This window comes from bacterium (assembly GCA_035307765.1).
Classification (GTDB): domain Bacteria; phylum Sysuimicrobiota; class Sysuimicrobiia; order Sysuimicrobiales; family Segetimicrobiaceae; genus Segetimicrobium.
Window position 1 is genome coordinate 1 of sequence record DATGHU010000042.1, and the last position, 18229, is coordinate 18229.

General features: G+C 69.0%; 19 protein-coding genes. All 19 read right to left on the minus strand.

The window, feature by feature from the left end; all coding sequences use genetic code 11:
* Window positions 1-527, minus strand: a 527-nt coding sequence (locus VKV57_14385) for an AAA family ATPase (GenBank protein HLW61090.1), incomplete at its 3' end; no start/stop codon positions are given.
* A complete protein-coding gene (locus VKV57_14390; protein ID HLW61091.1) occupies window positions 524-2089 on the minus strand; it encodes a hypothetical protein in 1566 nt (521 codons plus the stop codon). The genes VKV57_14385 and VKV57_14390, both read right to left, overlap by 4 nt.
* Window positions 2086-2778 (minus strand): hypothetical protein, encoded by a 693-nt coding sequence (locus VKV57_14395; GenBank protein ID HLW61092.1) that lies wholly within the window; start codon window positions 2776-2778, stop codon window positions 2086-2088. Before VKV57_14395 ends, VKV57_14390 begins: the two co-directional genes overlap by 4 nt.
* Window positions 2779-2803: 25 nt before the next feature.
* Window positions 2804-4621, minus strand: a complete 1818-nt coding sequence (locus VKV57_14400; protein HLW61093.1) for a hypothetical protein — start codon at window positions 4619-4621, stop codon at window positions 2804-2806.
* A gap of 409 nt (window positions 4622-5030) precedes the next feature.
* On the minus strand, window positions 5031-5573 hold the full coding sequence (locus tag VKV57_14405; GenBank protein ID HLW61094.1) for a GNAT family N-acetyltransferase: 543 nt from the start codon (window positions 5571-5573) through the stop codon (window positions 5031-5033).
* A 107-nt stretch (window positions 5574-5680) separates the two neighbouring features.
* On the minus strand, window positions 5681-6901 hold the full coding sequence (locus VKV57_14410; protein ID HLW61095.1) for a methionine adenosyltransferase: 1221 nt from the start codon (window positions 6899-6901) through the stop codon (window positions 5681-5683).
* A 121-nt stretch (window positions 6902-7022) separates the two neighbouring features.
* Window positions 7023-7700, minus strand: a complete 678-nt coding sequence (locus VKV57_14415; protein ID HLW61096.1) for a rhomboid family intramembrane serine protease — start codon at window positions 7698-7700, stop codon at window positions 7023-7025.
* Between the two features lie 89 nt (window positions 7701-7789).
* Complete coding sequence (gene ispG / locus VKV57_14420) at window positions 7790-8896, minus strand: flavodoxin-dependent (E)-4-hydroxy-3-methylbut-2-enyl-diphosphate synthase (protein ID HLW61097.1); 1107 nt, start codon at window positions 8894-8896, stop codon at window positions 7790-7792.
* Window positions 8897-8929: 33 nt separating this feature from the next.
* Window positions 8930-9979 carry a M50 family metallopeptidase gene (locus VKV57_14425; protein ID HLW61098.1) on the minus strand — a complete coding sequence of 350 codons (1050 nt, stop codon included), beginning with the start codon at window positions 9977-9979 and terminating at the stop codon, window positions 8930-8932.
* Between the two features lie 135 nt (window positions 9980-10114).
* Window positions 10115-11281, minus strand: coding sequence for a 1-deoxy-D-xylulose-5-phosphate reductoisomerase (locus VKV57_14430; protein ID HLW61099.1), 1167 nt, complete (start codon window positions 11279-11281; stop codon window positions 10115-10117).
* A complete protein-coding gene (locus VKV57_14435) occupies window positions 11278-12180 on the minus strand; it encodes a phosphatidate cytidylyltransferase (GenBank protein ID HLW61100.1) in 903 nt (300 codons plus the stop codon). Before VKV57_14435 ends, VKV57_14430 begins: the two co-directional genes overlap by 4 nt.
* Window positions 12173-12901, minus strand: coding sequence for an isoprenyl transferase (locus VKV57_14440; protein HLW61101.1), 729 nt, complete (start codon window positions 12899-12901; stop codon window positions 12173-12175). The genes VKV57_14435 and VKV57_14440 overlap by 8 nt, the downstream gene beginning before the upstream one ends.
* Window positions 12902-13079: 178 nt before the next feature.
* A complete protein-coding gene (locus tag VKV57_14445) occupies window positions 13080-13301 on the minus strand; it encodes a hypothetical protein (GenBank protein HLW61102.1) in 222 nt (73 codons plus the stop codon).
* Window positions 13301-13858: a ribosome recycling factor gene (gene frr, locus VKV57_14450; protein ID HLW61103.1), complete on the minus strand. Its 558-nt coding sequence runs from the start codon at window positions 13856-13858 to the stop codon at window positions 13301-13303. Before frr ends, VKV57_14445 begins: the two co-directional genes overlap by 1 nt.
* Window positions 13830-14600, minus strand: a complete 771-nt coding sequence (gene pyrH / locus VKV57_14455) for a UMP kinase (GenBank protein HLW61104.1) — start codon at window positions 14598-14600, stop codon at window positions 13830-13832. The genes frr and pyrH overlap by 29 nt, the downstream gene beginning before the upstream one ends.
* Complete coding sequence (gene tsf / locus VKV57_14460) at window positions 14597-15190, minus strand: translation elongation factor Ts (protein HLW61105.1); 594 nt, start codon at window positions 15188-15190, stop codon at window positions 14597-14599. Before tsf ends, pyrH begins: the two co-directional genes overlap by 4 nt.
* A 17-nt stretch (window positions 15191-15207) precedes the next feature.
* Complete coding sequence (rpsB, locus tag VKV57_14465) at window positions 15208-16026, minus strand: 30S ribosomal protein S2 (GenBank protein HLW61106.1); 819 nt, start codon at window positions 16024-16026, stop codon at window positions 15208-15210.
* Between the two features lie 189 nt (window positions 16027-16215).
* Complete coding sequence (hslU, locus tag VKV57_14470; GenBank protein HLW61107.1) at window positions 16216-17646, minus strand: ATP-dependent protease ATPase subunit HslU; 1431 nt, start codon at window positions 17644-17646, stop codon at window positions 16216-16218.
* Between the two features lie 3 nt (window positions 17647-17649).
* Complete coding sequence (gene hslV, locus VKV57_14475; GenBank protein HLW61108.1) at window positions 17650-18186, minus strand: ATP-dependent protease subunit HslV; 537 nt, start codon at window positions 18184-18186, stop codon at window positions 17650-17652.
* Between the last annotated feature and the right edge of the window lie 43 nt (window positions 18187-18229).

Below are 18229 nucleotides of genomic sequence, written 5' to 3' on the forward strand. Positions count from 1 at the left end.
CGATCGAGCTGGGCCTCAGGAAGCGGATAGGTGCCTTCCATCTCGATCGGGTTTTGGGTCGCCATGACGAAAAACGGTTCCTCCAGCCGACGCGACTCTCCGGCGATCGTCACGGCGTGCTCCTGCATCGCCTCGAGCAGCGCCGACTGCGTCTTGGGGGTGGCGCGGTTGATCTCATCGGCCAGCACGATTTGGGCAAACACCGGCCCGGGCTGAAACTCGAACCGGCGCCGTCCGGTGTCGTCCTGGACGATGAGGTTGGTGCCGAGGATGTCGGCGGGCATCAGGTCCGGCGTGAACTGGATGCGGGCGTAGTTCAGCGCCAGGGCCTGGGCGAGGGTGCGCACGAGGAGCGTTTTGCCGAGCCCCGGCACCCCTTCCAGGAGCACGTGCCCGCCGGCCAGCAGGGCGATGGCGACGAACTCCAGCAACTCCTGTTGACCCACGATGACCCGGCGCAGCTCCGACAGGATCGCGTCGTAGACTGCGCGGAACGCCTCGGCTTCGCGGGACAGCGGATCACTCATCGCCCGCCCCCCAGGGTCTCGAAGTACCGGCGGATCACGGTCAGGTACTCGGGCGGAATCTGATCCTGCGCCACCGCCCGGTCGTTCTGGTGGGCGACGTCCGCCGGCACCGGCGCCGTGGGAAGCTGCGGAGAGCCGGCGCGCCCCGGGGCGACCAGATCCCGAGTGAGCGAACTGCCCTCCCCCTGCTTCCCCGTCAGGTGCTCTTCGGCCCGGGTGCCGCCGAGCCGCTGGGTGGGGGCGCCGAGCGCGGGTCCCTTCCCCTGACCGGGCCGGCTGCCCTGGTTGGGACCGGGGGGAGGCGGGGTGCCGGCTTCGTCGCCGGGCGCCACGGGGTTGGGCCCCGGGGCGGTCGGCGGCGGGGCCTTCTCGGTTTGGGCCTGCCCGGTGACCTGCGCGCGGCTGTTCCCCAGCGGCCCGCCCCGGGCGATCCGCTCCGCCGATCGCTGCACCTGGCGGTGAGCGTCCCCGAGTGCCTGCTCGTCGCCGAGCATCCGCTCCAACCCTGTGAGGTCCTGCAGGGCGTCCCCGAGCGCCGAGGCGGCGGCGGGGAGACGGTCGCGCTCCACCTCGCGGCGCGCCTTCGCAAGGTTCTGTCGGGCGGAGTTTGGCGCATTCATCTCGTCCAGAGAGTCGGAGAGGGCGCTCAACCGCTTGGACAAATCCTGGCGCGCGCTGGGATTCCGCTCGCCGCGCAGCTGTCCGGTGAGCGACTCCAGCTCGCGGATTGCTCCGTCCAGCCGAGGATCGGCGGGGGAGGTCGGCGCGAGGCGCGGGTCGCGCGCGCTCTGCGTGCCGCGCACCCCGGCGCCTCCGAGGCGTCGGGCGACACGATTCTCGGCCGCCTGCAGTTGCCGGCTCGCGTCCGCCAGCAACCCCAGCGCGGACTGCCGCGACACCCGCGGCCCGGAAAGCTGCCGCCCCAACGCCTGCAGATCAGGGGCGGCGCGGCGGGCTTCGGGAAGTCCCTGCGTGCGCGCCGCCGCTTCGAGCTGCCGGGCAATCGCGGTCAGCGCGCGACCTTCGCTTCGGATCACGACGGCGTTCCGCGCCGCGGGCCAGCCCGGGATCGACCATCCCTGCAGGAAGTGCGCCCACACGAGCAGAGCGCCGACGCACGCCGCCGCCGGCCACAGCCCTCGGGGAAATGGGACGGGCGCGGCCGTGCGGGGGATGACCCCGCCCGCGACCTCCACCGCGTCGGCGATCTGCAGGCGCGCCAACCCCACTCCCGGCGAAGGCCCTTCCAGCAGTTCGACCGCGGTGCTGAGCCGATCGGCCAGGCCGAGGCGGCGATCGGTCATACGGGCAGCCTGCAACAGCGGCGGCCGCATCAACCACGCCAGCAGGGGCAGGCTGAGGGCGAGCGCCCCCACCGAGATCACCGCCGCGGCGCGCAGAGGGAACGGGATCGGAACGATCATCGTCGCGAGCGCCCACACTAGAATCCCCGCGGACGCCGCCGCCGCCGCCCGGCCGAGGAAGGGGACCGCGGCCCCCAGGCCCAGCCGCCACCGCACCCGGCCGAGCACCTCGTGCAGGGCGATCGACTCGCGCGTCATCCCGCCGCCAGGCTGCGCAGCCGCTGACCGGTCCACAGCGCACAGCCCACACCGATCGTTGCGTAGGTCGCCATCGGGACAGCGGGGAGGAGCCCCCGCGCGGCATCGGTCACCGCGACGATTGGGTTCAGCCCGTGAAGCGGCAGTGGGAGTAGGGTCGTACCGACAAAGATCACCAACAGCGTCGCCCAGTGCACCACCGTCCGCAGGAACTCCGCGTCGAAGAACACGCCGTAGAGAAGACCGATCTGGGCGATCCCCCAGGCGGCCACCGCGATCACGCTCGCCGTCGGGAGCAGCGAGACCGTGGGGATCTGCCGGATCGCCGTGGTCAGGACCAGGAGGGGCGCGCCCAGCACCAGCCAGTAACCGATCGTCACGAGCGAGCTGACGCTCTTGCCGATCACAATCGTCGCGGGGGAAAACGGTGCGAAGATCAGATCGATCGCCGCCTTCTCTCCTTCCACGGCGATCTCCTGGATGAGACACGCCGAGGCGAAGTAGGCAACCATCACGATCTGCACCCAGAGCACGGCGACGTACAGGCTTGTCTCGTTTGACTCGGTGAATCGGCCGAGTTCGGGGGGTAGTCCGAGAAAGACCAGCGCGCCGAGCATGCCGAGGTAGACCGCCTGAAGAACCCAGATCTTGCGGCTTCCGCTCCGCGCCCGCAAGTCCCCGCGCAGCACCGGATTCTCCACGGCGTCCTCCCGCCTACCGGCGCTCCAGAGGTAGCAGCAGGATCGTGAGCCGCTGGCGCGGCGCCCCGGCGCCCCCGAGCGCGAACACCGGCGCCGGTCCCTCCAACTCACCTACCAGCACCGGTGTCGCGCCATTAAGTATAGCATCGCCGTTCGGCCCCTGAAAGATCCCGTCCAATACGCGGGCGGGGAGCTCGGGCAGCGATCGCCCATCTGCCGTGGCCGCGATCCACCCATCCGGGTGCAGCTCACGAACCGTGCGGCCGGCCGGAAGATCCCCCACCGAGTAGACGCGGTCGCGCCACCGGAGTTCGACACGCCGGGCGCGGAGGGGCCCCAGGTCGACGGAAAGCGTCCGCCCACCGTCCGCCAGCGACGCCGACGCGACGAGGCCCACGGCCCCCACCGCCTCAAATGGGCGGGGCGGCTCCCCGGGACGGAGGACGCCGGTGAGGACGGTGCCGCCCGAGGTCAGCTCCATCCGAAGATCGCCGGTGGGGGTCATCGGATCGGCGACCATATCCGGAGAGACCGTAACCTTGTACCGCCCGCCGTAGGGCACCGCCACGGCGGCGACGGCGACGGCCTTCGCTTCCCCCGACCCGATGACGGGTCCGAGCACCGTCGCCTGGACCAGCGTCGCGGATCGGTGGCGGGTGAGTTCCGCCAGGCTGGAAAATGCACCCAGCCCGGCCAGGGCGATCACCACCGCCGCCCCGGCACCCGCGATCGTCGGCTTCCACCGCAGCAACCCCAGGACCGCCGCGAGATAGAGGAGGATCGCGCCGCCCACCTGCGCGTGGACCCCCGGGTCGAGGGGTGTGCCCGTGGTCAATTGCTCGGCGACCGCCGCCGCGTCAATGCTCGACGCGGCCCCCCCGCCCAGCACCTCGTCCCACAGGCGGAGGCGCCCCTTCCATTCCAACACCGGAGACCGCCACGGATCGAATCCCCAGATCGTCACCTGACCCGCGCCCGCGTCGCGGGCGGCGATCAGGGGGCCCCCGCCGCCCAGGACCTCGCGGGCCCCGGCGCGAGGGATCAGCGTGGTCGCGGCCAGCGGGGCCGGCGGGAACGCGCCGCCGTACCGGGCCGCCAGCTCGACCGGTGGGGGAGCGACGCGGGGCCCCCCCACGTCCGCAGGAAGAATCGGGTCGAGAAACGCCAGCTGCCGGGTGCCGGGGCCGGCGATCAGCAGAAGGCGTCCGCCCAAACGCACCCATGTCAGCAGCGCCTGTTGCTGGGCGCTGTCCAGCAGGGCCGGATCGAGGCCGCGAATTACGAGGAGATCGACCGCGGCGTACTCTTCAAAGCTGTGGGGGAGCGCGTCCGCCGTGACGTACCCAACCGCAACCCGGCCGGGAAGGAGGCTGAGGGCGGCCAGGCCGACGCGGTCGTCGGATAACACGACCAGCACGCGGTCACCGACCTGTTCCGGCGCGATGGCCACCGCGGTCTGCAGGACCGGCTCCCCGTTGACGGCGACGCGGATCGTCACGGGGCGTCGGGGATCGCGGATCGTCACCGGGGCCCGGATCACCTGGCCTGCCCCGGCGACCGATTCGAAGGGGACGATGGTCGAGGTGATGACCCGCCCGATCTCGGGCCCGAGTGCGGGGGCGTCCACCTCGAGTTCGGCGTGGCCCGATCGCGCCAGCGGGGGCACCACGACCAGGATCGGCACCGTCACCCCGAGTTTAACGATCCCATCGAACCCCAGCCGGACCTCTAGGCCGCCGTCCGCCGCGGGGCTCGCGGCGGACGGCGGCGCGGGCGCGAGGCACCAGAGCGCGCAAAGCCCGACGAGGGCCGGGCCGGCGCACCGCGCCACCTCCCGCCAGGTGCGGCTATGTGGCTTTCTTGCCGTCACCCGAACTCGACTCGGCGGTCGAAGGCTTCGTCGAGGACGAAGAGGATCCGGCGTCCGATCCGCCCGCGGACACCTTGGTCGGCGCGGCGGTCTTGCTTTCCCCCTCGGCCGGGGCGGGGGATTTTCGGTTATCGGTGACATAGAATCCCGAACCTTTAAAAATGAGGGCGGGCGCGGAAAACACGCGGCGCACCGGCCCTTTGCAGCGCTCGCAGCGCTCGACAGTCTCACCTACTGCGTGGACAACCTCAAACTCGTGGTGACAGCGTGTACACCGATACTCATACGTTGGCACGATCTCACCTCTGCGGCTCAAACGCAGAAAACGGCCCCGCCCGCGACGGAAGCGGGGCCGGATGCGATGCTACGTTTATTGTGGCCCCGGATCCGCGTGGCTGTCAAGGTGACGGTACATGACGACCGTATCGGCGAGGGGGCCCGAGGCCGCTTGGGCATAGCCGGGAATGATGCCGACTCGAACGTAGCCGAGGCTCGCGTAGAGACGTTCGGCCGCGTCGCCGGGGCGGGTGTCGAGGACCAAGAGTGTCCGGCCGGCGCCGCGGGCGGCCCGCTCAACCGCCAGCATCAGGGCACGCCCGATGCCCCGGCGGCGGACCGCGCGGTGCACGAGCAGCTTCATCACCTCGGCGCGGTGGCGTGCGTTCGGCATGGCCGCGAGTGCGAGTTGGACGGTCCCCTGCACGACGCCGCCGACCACCGCTGCGAGGACGAGGTGCGTGCCGCCCGCCACCCCCGCCGCCACGCTCATCCAATAGGCGCGGGCATCGGCCTCCGCCAGCGGCGGCAGAAACCCTACCGACGCCCCGCTGTCAACCGCGTCCTGGAGGAGGGCGATGAACTGCGCGCCGTGCGCCCGGAGCTGCTGCGCGGAGAGGACCTGGATCTCATCCACGTGCCGCCGCCCTCGGGCGAAGCCCCCTGCCGGTCGAGGAGACCCGCACGATTCGTCGGGTGTCGGAGGAGCGGCGGTGTGCGACCGACGGGCCGAGGTGAAGCGCCTCAGCAGACGCTGTACTTCCCCTGGGCCAATTCGCGGCAGAAGACCTGGATCCCGGCCAACTCGCGGTCCACCACCTCGCCGACCCGACGCTCGACGGCGGCCTTGCGCGCGCCCTTGGCAAGGATGATCTGGGCGGCGGCGACCGGCTCATCGATCGGCTTGCCGATCTGGCTGACCATCCAGACGTACGCCTCGCGAACGCCCTCGACCTCCTCGAACACCTTCTGCGCCACCTGATGGGTGAAGATCGAGTAGATCTTTCCCACGTGGGAGACGGGGTTTTTGCCGGCGGCCGCCTCGGTGCCCATCGGTCGATTGATCGCGATGACGCCGTTGACCTTGTTGCCCCGTCCGATCTGACCGCTGTCGCCCGACTCGGCGGAGGTGCCGAGCACCGAGAGGTAGATTCCCCCCACCCCCCGCCCCGGTTCGTCGAGGGTGTTCAGGTCGAAGTGGATCTTATCCATCGTGGTGCGCCGGGCGAGAAAGGACGTGACGGCATCGTAGATCTGCTGCTTGCGACGGAAATAGTGATCCTCGTTTTCGATGAAACGATCGACGAAGGCCACGGCGGCCGTGAGGCGCAGCTCCCGCCCCTGCCGCACGCCCATCACTTTGACGTCCTCGCCCGCCTCCGGAAACTCTTCCTTGAAGGTGCGGGAGTTGATGAACTGCTCGGTTTCGCGCACCAGCCGCTCCGTCTCGGTCATCGGCCAATACCCCACCGCCGCCGACGTATCGTTGGCGCCCATGACGCTGCGGCTGAAGATGTCGACGAGTTCGGCCGACCCCGGCTTGATCTCCAGCTGGTAGGAAACGTGGGGACCGTCGAGGGTGTCCGGTCCGCCTGGATCGACGAACCGGAGGTTCTCGCGCAGCCAGTTCTTGGCGGTCCTGATGGCGAGCTCGCGAATCGGCACGACCCGGCCGTTGAGCCCCTCGGTCGCCCGATCGCCGAAGATGAGCTTCATCGGCTCGCGGATCGCTCCGCCTCCGAACTTGACCTCGGCATCTCCGGCAACCAGGAAGGCCTTGTCGATGTTGTGGTGAAGGATCCGGCCGAACTGGCTCAGGTACTCCCGGCTGAGCTCAACCGACACCCGATCCATGATCGCGTCACAGATCGAGTCGGGGTGGCCGATCCCCTTGCGCTCCACCATCTCGACCTGCAGGTCGCCCACCGGGACTCCCGGCAAAGTCTCTACCCGAATGGTCCGCATCCTGGTTGTCCTCCGATCGCCCGCTCCCGATCCATCCCGCACCGACGCGACCGGGAGGGCGTCACAGGCAGGCGTTCTTCGCGGCCCGCCGGTGATCTCCTGCGTCCGCTGCCATTCCGCGTTACCGGGTCGGGGCCTGTGCAAATATCCTGACCAGCACCATGCCGCAGGCAAACCCGCCGATGTGCGCCCACCACGCCACGCCGCCGGCCTGGGGCACGCCGAGCGACGCCAGGCCCGAGAACAGTTGGATGAAGATCCACAGCGGCAGGAACAAAACCGCGGGCACCCACACGAACCGCAGAAAGAGCAACAGCCAGATGACCAGCTGCACCCGCGCCGTCGGATACAGCACCAGATACGCGCCGAGGACACCGGCGATGGCCCCGCTGGCGCCGATCGTCGGCTCGGCCGACAGCGGGTTCGCGAGGATGTGCACAAGGTTGGCGACCACTCCGCAGATCAGGTAGAACACCAAAAAAGGGCCGTGCCCCATGGCGTCCTCGACGTTGTCGCCGAAGATCCATAGGAAGAGCATGTTGCCCAAGATGTGCCCCCAGCCGCCGTGCAGAAACAGACTGGCGACCAACCGCACCGGGAGCGGCGCGGGGGTGGGCGCGATCCGGCCGGTGACCGCCGCGGGGACGACGCCGTAGGCCATCAGCAGGCGCGCCGCGTCGTCCAGTGTCGGCAGCGTGAGGGTGTAGTAGAACGCCGCCCCGCACGCCGCCATCACCACGTACAGCATGATGGGAAAGGTGCGGGACGGAATGTCGTCCCGAAGGGGGAAGAAGATCACCGGCGCTGACTAGCGGGCCGGCGCCGAAGTGTGAGGGCGATTGTGCGGAAGGCGACGCGAACGGAGGCCAAGGCTGGCCCGCGGCCCGCTCACCCGGAGGTTCCGGCTTCCTGTGCCTCGCGCATCTCGGCCTCCTGCTTCTCACGGACCACGATCTCCACTTCTTTCATCAACCCCTCGAGAAGGTGTGCCTCGGGCAGGCTGGCGACGATCTTGCCCTTCTTGAAGATGAGCCCCATCCCCTTGCCGGCGGCGATCCCGAGATCCGCCATTCTCGCTTCCCCGGGGCCGTTGACCGCGCACCCCATCACCGCCACCTTCACCGGAACCGGGTACTGCTGCAGACGGCGCTCCACCTCCTCGGCCAGCGTGACGATGTCGACGTCGGCCCGGCCGCACGACGGACACGCCACCAGGATCGGTCCCTTCATCCGCAGGCCGAGCGATTTGAGGACCTCGAACCCGACCTTCACCTCCTCCACCGGATCGGCGGCGAGCGAGACCCGGATCGTGTCCCCGAGTCCGCGGGAGAGGATGGCCCCCAGGCCCACCGACGATTTCACCGTCCCGGCCCATGTCGTCCCGGCTTCGGTGATCCCGACGTGCAACGGATACGGAGCGGCCTCCGCGATGCGGACGTAGGCCGCGATCGCCATCTCCACGTCGCTGGCCTTGACCGAGATCACGATATCGTGGAAGTCGAGGTCCTGCAGGATCTTGATCTCGTCGAGAGCGCTCTCGACAAGCGCTTCGGCGCAGGGCTCGCCGTACTTGCGGAGCATCTCCTTCGAGAGCGAGCCGACGTTCGCCCCCACCCGAATCGGCACGCTCCGGCTCTTGGCCTCGCGTGCCACGGTCCGGACGCGCTCGGCGACCCCGATGTTTCCCGGGTTGAGCCGCAGCTTGTCGACCCCCGCCTCGAGGGCGGCGAGCGCCAGGCGATAGTCGAAGTGAATGTCCGCGACGAGCGGGATGGAGATGCGGGCCTTGATCTTCCCGAGCACGGCGGCGGCGGCTTTGTCCGGGACCGCGACGCGGACGATCTCGCACCCCGCGGTGACCAGGGCCTGGATCTGCGCAACCGTGGCGTCGACGTCCCGCGTATCCGTGGTGGTCATCGACTGCACCGACACGGGCGCCCCGCCCCCCACCGGGACCGGTCCGACTCTGACGCGCCGCGTCTGTGTGCGATCCATCCGGCCTATTCTAACATCAACGGCTTCGTCCCGCTACGGCAGCGGGATGTGCACGGGATGCAGGATGTCGCGGACGGTCAAGGCGATGATCAAGCAGAGCAGCAGCGCCAGCCCGACCAGGTGGATGTACCCCTCCCGGCGGGGATCGACCGGCCGCCGCCGCAGCCCCTCCGCCACCAGAAAGGCGGCCCGGCCGCCGTCCAGCGCCGGCAGCGGGAAGAGGTTGAACAGCCCGATGATGATGCTGAAGAACGCCGTGATGTACAGGAAGGTCTCCGCCCCGGAATGGGCCGCCTGGTCGAGGACGTTGACGGCGGTCACCGGGCCGCTCAGTTGGCTCAGCAGTTGCCCGGACCGGAACAGCCCTCCCAGCGCGCTGAGGTAGGCGACGATATCGCGACCAGTCGTCGTCACCCCCCACCACAGGGCCCGGGCGGGATCGAGGTGGGCGCGGATGACCGAGGGAGAGAACCCGGTCAACCAGACCCGCTGTCTCGGATCGTACCGGGTGGGGACATGGATCAGGGATTGCCCCCCCGTCCGGTCGATAAGGATCGCGAGCGTCCGCCCGTGGCTGGAATGAATCGTCTGGACGATCTCCTCGCCGTTCTTCATCGGGCGGCCATCGATCGCCAGGATGACGTCCCCGGGCCTCAGTCCGGCTTTGGCCGCGGGATACCCCGCGACCAACGACCCGACGCGGTTGCTGACGCCGACCGGGATCCCAAACGCCGCGGCGACCACCGCGAGGAGGAGGATGGCGAGAAAGAAGTTCATCACCGGCCCCGCGCACACCACGGCCAGGCGCGCCTCGACCGACTTCGTTCGGAACGACCGCTCCGGCGCCTCCTCGGGCTCGCGGCTGTCAAGATCCTCGCCGGCCATGTTGACGTAGCCGCCGACCGGCAACAGGTTCAGCGCATAGGTCGTCTCACCGCGGGTGACCGCGGCGAGGCGCGGCCCGAACCCAATGGCAAAGGTGTGCACCGTAATCCCCACCCGCTTGGCGACGATGAGATGCCCCAGTTCGTGGACCACGATCATTAACTCCAGGGCCAGGATGGCCAGGACAAGCGTAGGCACTCAGACTCCCTCCGCGGCGACTCGCGCATCGGTATTGACGATCAGCAGGCGCCCCCTAATCATATATCCTCTCTTCTTCCCCTTTTTCGCCTGGTCCGGCGGCGTGATGCCACGCCGCACCGCACGCGGCGCGGATCATGCCGCGCAGGCGGCCGCCTCGGCCCGCGCCCGCGCTTCTCGATCCGCACCGAGCACCACGTCGAGCGAGGTCACCGCAACCGGGCGGTGTCCGTCCAGCACCCGGCGCACCAGCCTGGCGATGTCGGGAAAGCGAATTCGGCGGTCGAGGAAGAGGCCGACCGCAACCTCGTTCGCCGCATTGAGCGCCGCGGGGCCCGTCCCTCCCAGCGCCAACGCCTGGCGCGCCAGGTCGAGGCAGGGGAAACGGATGAGGTCCGGGGCCTCGAAGGTCAGGGCTCCCACCGTCCGGAGGTCGAACCGGCTCAACGGACTCGGGTGCCGCGCGGGATACGTGAGCGCGTACTGCACAGGCAACCGCATATCGGTCGGCCCGAGTTGGGCCAGGAGGGATCCGTCCACGAACTCGACCAATGCGTGGATGGTGCTCTGGGGGTGCACGACGACCTCAATCGCCCCCGGGGCGACGCCGAACAACCAGTGCGCCTCGATAATCTCCAAACCCTTGTTCATGAGCGTCGCCGAATCAATCGACACTTTTCGCCCCATCGTCCAGGTTGGATGCCGGAGGGCCTCCGCCGGCCCGACCGTCTCCAGGGCCTCACCGGGAAAACGCAGGAACGGCCCTCCCGAAGCCGTGAGCCACAGCCGGGCGACCCCCCCGGCCCCCCCCTGCTCGAGACACTGAAAGATCGCAGAATGTTCGCTGTCCACGGGCAACACCCGTGCCCGCGAGCGCGCCGCCGCCGCCGTCACGAGGGCCCCCCCGGCGACCATGGCCTCCTTGGTGGCCAGCGCCACATCCTTTCCCGCGCCGAGCGCGGCGAGGGTCGGAGCGAGGCCCGCGGCGCCGACCACGGCCACCAACACCAGGTCGGCGCTCGTCTCCGCGGCCAGCGTGGAGAGGCCCTCCGGCCCGATGAGAACGTCGCCGCGCCATCCGGGGATCCCCCCGCGGATGCGGGCCGCGCCTTCCGCGGTTCCGACCACGACCGCCTCCGGCCGGTGTTCTGCCACCTGCTCAATCAACCGTGGGATGTTGTCGTTCGCGGCCAGGGCCACCACGTCCAGGCCGCCCGCATCCCCCCGCAGGTGGCGCACCACATCGAGCGCGGTGCGGCCGATCGACCCCGTCGAGCCCAGGATGGCCACGCGGCGCCTCATCCCCGCGGCCACCAGAGCATCGTGAAGTAACCCACGGCCATCGCGAACAACAGCCCGTCGAATCGGTCCAAGATCCCGCCGTGCCCCGGAAGGATCCGCCCGGCGTCCTTCACCCCGACCTCACGCTTGACCGCGGACTCCCACAGATCCCCGACGATGCTGGCCGCCGCGCACAGCCCGCCGACGGTCGCCGCGATCGGGAGCGGGATCCGAAACCAGATCCCGCACACCAATCCCCCGAGGATCCCGGCGACGATCCCCCCCACGGCGCCCTCGAGCGACTTGTTCGGGCTGACCTGGGGCAGCAGCTTGCGCCGCCCGGTCATCGCCCCTACGAAATACGCGGCACTGTCCGCCGCCCAAACAACGAGAATCACGAGCAAGGCCGGGGCCGGGTCGCTCAGATGCGTCGAGCCGAGGCCGAGAGCGCGCAGGCGGAGGACGTAGCTGAACAGATATCCCACGTACAGCGCGCCGAGGAGGGTGAGCCCGGTGTTGGCCAGCGCACGGTCCGGACGGCCGCGCCGCAGCTGCACCGCCACCGTCCACACCAGAAGCGCGGGCAGCCCGACCGACTGCCAGGGACTCGGCCAGGCCGCCTCGACCGCAAAGAGGACCCCGGCGGCCATCCCGGCCGCCCGCACCGGTCGGTACCCGGTGCGCTCGACCATCCGGTAAAATTCGTCGAGGCCGATCAAGATCACACCAACGACTCCCACAAACAACCACGGGCTCCCGAGGATCACCAGCGCGAGGGTCAGCGGCATCCCGATCGCGGCGGTGGCCAGCCGCGTTGCCAGCCGGTCTCCCCCCGGCCGCGGGCGCTCGATGCCGCCGCCGGCCGGCGGGCCCATCCCCTCGGCAGCGGGACGGTCGGCCGGGGAGGGAAGGCTATCCAAGATCCACTCCGCCGAAGCGTCGTTTGCGTGACTGGTAGCTGCGGATCGCCTCAAAGAGATCAAGCTTTCGGAAGTCGGGCCAGTGGATTTCCGTGAAGTAGAGCTCGGCGTAGGCGGCCTGCCACAGGAGGAAGTTGCTGAGCCGGTGCTCCCCCCCCGTCCGGATCAACAGGTCCGGATCCGGAAGATCGGGGGCAAACAGCCGCTGCTGCAGCGCCCGTTCGTCGATGTCCTGAAGTGCCATCCGGCCCTCCACCGCCTCCCGCGCCAGCTGCCTGGCCGCCTCGGTGATCTCGCTGCGGCCGCCGTAGTTGACCGCCAGATTGAGGGTGATTTGGGTGTTGTGCTCGGTGAGCGCCATCACCTGCGCAATCGCTGCCTGCACCCCCGCCGGCATGGCGTCGAGCAGCCCCGACGCGCGGAAGCGCACGCCGTTCTTCTGAAGGTCGAGCGCCTCCTCACGCGCGGTCTCGACCATCAAGGTCATCAACGCCTCCACCTCATCTTGTGGGCGCCGCCAGTTCTCCGTGCTGAACGCGTAGAGGGTCAGAACCTCCACCCCGCACTCGCGCGCCCCCTCCAGCGTGCGGCGCAGAGCCTGGCGCCCCACGCGGTGCCCCTCGACCCGAGGGAGCCCCCGCACCTCCGCCCAGCGGCCGTTGCCATCCATGATGATCGCGATGTGCCGGGGCATGCGGGAAGGATCCAGGGAGGCCCGCACCGTCTCCTCCCGCCACCCTAGGTTCGCCACCGTCCGACCGCGGGCTCTGCTCACCCGCCACTCCCCTCTCCACCGCGCGCCACCCCGGCCCCCGCCCGATGCACCAAGGCCCCCTCGAGCCGAGGGGGCCCCCCATCTCCCCTATGGTGACCCGGGCCGAACGTCGGGGCAACGCCACCTATACGCGTGCGTCGTCCGACCGCTCTCCGCACGCCACAAGCATCAGGCGCCCATCCGTGTCCACGCGCTCCCGTACCACCCGTCGGGGATCCCGGAGGGTCCCGCGCGGCGGGCGGGTCTCCAGGACCGACTCGACCGTCCATCCCGCGGCGGCGACGATCCGCGTCGCCTCATCCAGGGTGAACCCGACCACGTCCGGCGGCCCGCCGACCGGGGGCATCAGACTTCCATGATCTCCTTCTCTTTGGTCCCGAGCAGCGCGTCGATCTCCTTGACGAAGCGATCCGTCATCTTCTGCAGGTCGTCGATCGCCCTCCGGCTGTCGTCCTCGGAGATCTTGTGCCCGGTCTCAAGCTGCTCAAGCTTGTCCTTGTGATCCCGCCGAATGTTCCGGACCGCTACCCGCCCCTCTTCGGCGTGCTTGCGGACGACCTTCACGAGTTCCCGGCGGCGCTCCTCCGTCAGCGTCGGGATCGGAAGCCGGATCACCGTCCCATCGGTCGACGGCATCAGCCCGAGCTCGCTCTTCAAGATCGCCCGCTCCACTTCTTTCACCAAGGTCTTGTCCCAGGGTTGCACGACCAGAAGGCGGGGATCGGGGACCGACACGCTGGCCACCTGGGTGACGGGGGTTTGAACGCCGTAGTAGTCGACGGTGACACGCTCGAGCAGCGCGGGAGTCGCCCGGCCCGTGCGGACCGTGCCAAACTCCCGTTTGGTCGCATCCACGGCCTTCTGCATGTGGACTTTAGCGTCGCTGATCACGTCGTTGATCACCCACGCTGCCTCCCACCAAGGTACCGATTTCCTCTCCGCGCACCGCCCGCTTCAAATTGCCGGCGTGGGCGATGTCGAAGACGACGATCGGCATGTCGTTGTCCATGCAGAGCGAGGTCGCGGTGGCGTCCATCACCTTGAGCCCGCGGTTCAGCACGTCCATGTACGCCAGGGTGTCGAACCGAACCGCATCCGTGCTCCCCCGCGGATCCTTGTCGTAGACCCCGTCGACTCCCTTCTTGGCCATGAGGATGGCGTCGGCTTCGATTTCGACCGCCCGCAGGGCGGCGGCGGTATCCGTGGTAAAGTACGGGCTGCCGGTGCCGCCGGCGAAGATGACCACCCTCCCCTTTTCCAGATGCCGGATCGCCCGTCGGCGGATGTACGGCTCGGCAACCTGCCGCATCTCGATCGCGGTCTGCACACGGGTCTCGAGCCCCTCGCGTTCCATCGCGTCCATCAGCGCCAGGGCGTTGATCACCGTGGCAAGCAGCCCCATGTAATCGGCGGTCGCCCGGTTGAGGCCGGTGTGCTCCGCGAACTGCACCCCCCGGACGATGTTGCCCCCGCCGACGACGATCGCCACGTCCACGCCGATGTCGCGGACGGACTTCACCTCCTGGGCCACAAGCCGAAGGACCTCCGGATCGAGGTCCCCCAGTCCACCGCCCCCTGCCAACGCCTCCCCGCTCAGCTTGAGGAGAATGCGGCGGTAGGCGGGCCGCCCGCCCCCGGTCGTCATTCGCCCAGCCGAAATCGGGCGAAGCGTCGGATTTGAATGTTCTCGCCCGTCCGGGCGACCACTTCCTTCACCACGTCTCCCACCGTCCGCCCCTGGTCGCGGATGAACGGTTGCTGCAGCAGGCATACGCTTTGGAAGAACTTTTCAAGCTGCTCATCGGCGGCCGCCGCCGCCGCCGCACCGGCCTTGCTTTCGGTTTGAGCCTTGGCCAGGTAGGCGGCGCGCTCCCCGGCGACGACATCCTCGGGCACATCCTCCCGGGTGACATACCGTGGATCACTCGCCGCGACCTGCATCGCAACGTCTCGGGCCAGGGTCCGAAAATCTTGGGTCCGGGCGACGAAGTCCGTCTCGCAGTTGATCTCCACCAGCACGCCCAACCGTCCCTCGCCGTGAATGTAGGAGGTGACCATGCCTTCCTTGGCGACCCGCCCGCTCTTGCGGGCCGCCGCCGCCAATCCTTTGGCGCGCAACAGCTGCTGGGCTATCTCCAGGTCTCCCCGCGCCTCGGTCAGCGCGTTGCGGCAGTCCATCACCCCCGCGCCCGTCCTGGCGCGCAGTTCTTTCACTTGACCGGCGCTGATCTCCAACGCTTCTGTCCTCCGCTCTAGGCCTGAACTTCCTCTCCTTCCGGCGGCGCCTCGACGCCCTCACCCTCCCCGGGCAGCGGCGCCATCGGCGCGGGCTCGACCGCCTCCTCCGCGGCGTGGGCGGCTTCCTCTTCGATCATTTCCGCCTTGCGCCGCTCCTCGTACCCCTCCTGCGCGGCGTTGGCCACGCGGTTCGTGATCAGCCGGACCGCCCGAATCGCGTCGTCGTTGCCCGGGATGGGGTAGTCGGCCTCGTCCGGATCGCAGTTCGTGTCGATGATCGCGACGATGGGAATCCGGAGCTTGCGCGCCTCGGCGATCGCGATGTGCTCCTTGCGGGTGTCGACGACGTACATCGCCGACGGGAGGGTCTTCATCGCGGCGATCCCGCTGAGGTACTTTTCCAACCGGGCCAGCTCATCCATCAAGTGGGACTGCTCCCGTTTGGGCAGGATGTCCAGCGTCCCGTTCTCGCGGATTTCCACGAGCTCCTTGAGGCGGTCGATCCGTCCCTTGATGGTGTTGAAGTTGGTGAGCATTCCACCCAGCCAGCGTTGGTTCACGAAGAACTGATGGGCGCGGGTCGATTCCTCTCGGATCGCATCCTGAGCCTGCTTCTTGGTCCCGACGAAGAGCACAGATCCGCCGGCCGCGACCGTTTCGCGGACAAACTTATAGGCCCCCTCGATCAGGGGGACCGATTTCTGGAGATCGATGATGTGGATCCCGTTTCGCTGCGTAAAAATAAACGAGCCCATCTTGGGGTTCCACCGGCGGGTTTGATGCCCAAAGTGGACCCCGGCCTCGAGGAGCTGCTTCATCGTCACAACAGGCACTGCATTCCATCCCCTTTCGGTTTCGCCTCCGCTCCCCTCATCCCGCGCCGGAACCCGAGCTCGGGCACCGCCGGACGCAGTCCAGGAGCGTGCTGAAAGTCTTGCCGTAGTATAACATAGGCCCTTCGATGAGACAAATAGCGCCGCACGGGCCCGCGCGCGCGCTGCGGCCGGGCCTTGCGGACCGAGCTAGAGGATGTAGCGGCTCAGGTCGCGGTCGGTGAGGATCCCGGCCAGGTGCTCGCGCACGTACGCGGCATCGATCACCACCTCCGGCGCCCCCTCCGGAGCGGCAAATGAGATCTCTTCGGTGACCCGTTCGAGAATGGTGTGGAGACGCCGCGCCCCGATGTCCTCTGTCTGGTCGTTGACCTGGCGACCGATCCGGGCCATCTCGCGGACACCATCCGGGGTGAACTCCACCCGGATGCCCTCCGTGGCCAGCAGGGCGGCGTACTGTTTCGTCAGCGCGTTCTCGGGCTCGACCATGATCCGGACGAAGTCCTCCTCCGTCAGCGGTTGGAGCTCGACCCTGATCGGCAGCCGTCCCTGGAGCTCGGGGATCAGGTCCGACGGCTTCACGACGTGAAACGCCCCGGCGGCGATGAAGAGAATATGGTCGGTGCGGACGGGGCCGTGCTTCGTGGTGACCGTCGAACCCTCCAGGATCGGGAGGATATCGCGCTGCACGCCCTCGCGCGAGACATCTGGACCGACGTCCCTTCCTCCTCCGGCGATCTTGTCCAACTCATCGATGAAGATGATGCCGGCTTCTTCGGCTCGGCGGATGCCTTCGCGGATCACCTCGTCGCCGTCGATGAGCTTCTGCGCCTCTTCATGCGTCAGAACGCGGAGCGCATCGGAGGCGGTCATCCGGCGTTGCTTGCGCCGCCTGGGGAGAACGGTCCCGAAAAGGTCCTGGAGGTTGATCCCCATCTCCTCCGCCCCCTGGCCGGAGAACACTTCGATCGTCGGGGACGCCGCCTGTTCGACCTCGATCTCCACCATCTCCTCGTCGAGGTCGCCCCGGGCGAGCCGGTCGCGAAGCGCGGCGCGCCGACCGGCGAGCTCCGCCGCGTCGTCCTCGGGAGGGGGGGTCTCCGCCGCCGGCGTCCGGGTGCCGCCAAAGAGCGCCTCCAGCGGGCTGGCGTACGGTCCCTCACGGCGCGACGCCGGAGCCAGAATCTCCACGAGCCGTTCCCGAGCCTGGGCCGCGGCCCGCACCTCGACGACGGCCATCCTCTCGCTCCGGACCATCTGCACCGACGCCTCGGTGAGGTCGCGCACCATCGAGTCCACGTCCCGGCCCACGTAACCGACCTCGGTAAACTTTGTGGCCTCCACTTTCATAAACGGGGCCGCGGTCAGCCGGGCGAGCCGGCGGGCGATCTCGGTCTTGCCGACGCCGGTGGGGCCGATCATGAGGATATTCTTGGGGATCACCTCGTCCCGGAGTTCAGGGCCGAGGCGGCTGCGACGGTACCGGTTGCGCAGGGCGATGGCGACCGAACGCTTCGCGGCGGTTTGACCGACGATGTATTTGTCGAGCTCTGCAACGATCCGGCGCGGCGTCAGGTCCACCATCGCCAGTGGAGGATCGGCGCGGCGGCGGCCCTCCATCGGCTAGCGCAGGACCTCTACGGTTACCCGGTCATTGGTGAACACGCAGATCTCGGCGGCGAGGCGCAACGCCTCCCGCGCGGTCTCCTCCGCGGAGAGGCGTGAGTGCTGCAACAGCGCCCGGGCGGCGGCGAGGGCGTACGGGCCCCCCGAACCGATCGCGGCCACCCCGTCGTCGGGCTCGACGATGTCCCCGCCCCCGGAGAGCACGAAGATGTGCTCTCGATCCGCCACGACCATCAGGGCCTCCAACCGGCGGAGGATTCGATCGGTCCGCCACTCCTTGGCCAGTTCGACCGCCGCGCGCGGGAGGTTGCCGTGGAACTCCGTCAGCTTCTGCTCAAGCTTCTCAAAGAGGGTAAGCCCGTCGGCCGCCGAGCCGGCAAACCCCAACAGCACGCCATCGGCCAAGCGCCGGACCTTCTTCGCTCCGTGCTTCAGCACGGTGGTGCCGGCGCTCACCTGCCCGTCCCCCCCCACGGCGACGACCCCGTCTCGCCGCACCGCAATGATAGTGGTCGAGCGCCACGCCCTCCCGATCGTGCCCGGACGCCGGTGAGATCGTCTGCGCCCGACCGACCGG

Bases quoted from the DNA above. Each gene is read 5' to 3' on its own strand.
- pyrH (HLW61104.1), bottom strand. From the start codon at position 14,600: ATGACGACCGGGGGCGGGCGGCCCGCCTACCGCCGCATTCTCCTCAAG.
- VKV57_14390 (HLW61091.1), bottom strand. From the start codon at position 2,089: ATGACGCGCGAGTCGATCGCCCTGCACGAGGTGCTCGGCCGGGTGCGG.
- VKV57_14445 (HLW61102.1), bottom strand. From the start codon at position 13,301: ATGCCCCCGGTCGGCGGGCCGCCGGACGTGGTCGGGTTCACCCTGGAT.
- VKV57_14410 (HLW61095.1), bottom strand. From the start codon at position 6,901: ATGCGGACCATTCGGGTAGAGACTTTGCCGGGAGTCCCGGTGGGCGAC.
- hslU (HLW61107.1), bottom strand. From the start codon at position 17,646: ATGGAGGGCCGCCGCCGCGCCGATCCTCCACTGGCGATGGTGGACCTG.
- ispG (HLW61097.1), bottom strand. From the start codon at position 8,896: ATGGATCGCACACAGACGCGGCGCGTCAGAGTCGGACCGGTCCCGGTG.
- VKV57_14430 (HLW61099.1), bottom strand. From the start codon at position 11,281: ATGAGGCGCCGCGTGGCCATCCTGGGCTCGACGGGGTCGATCGGCCGC.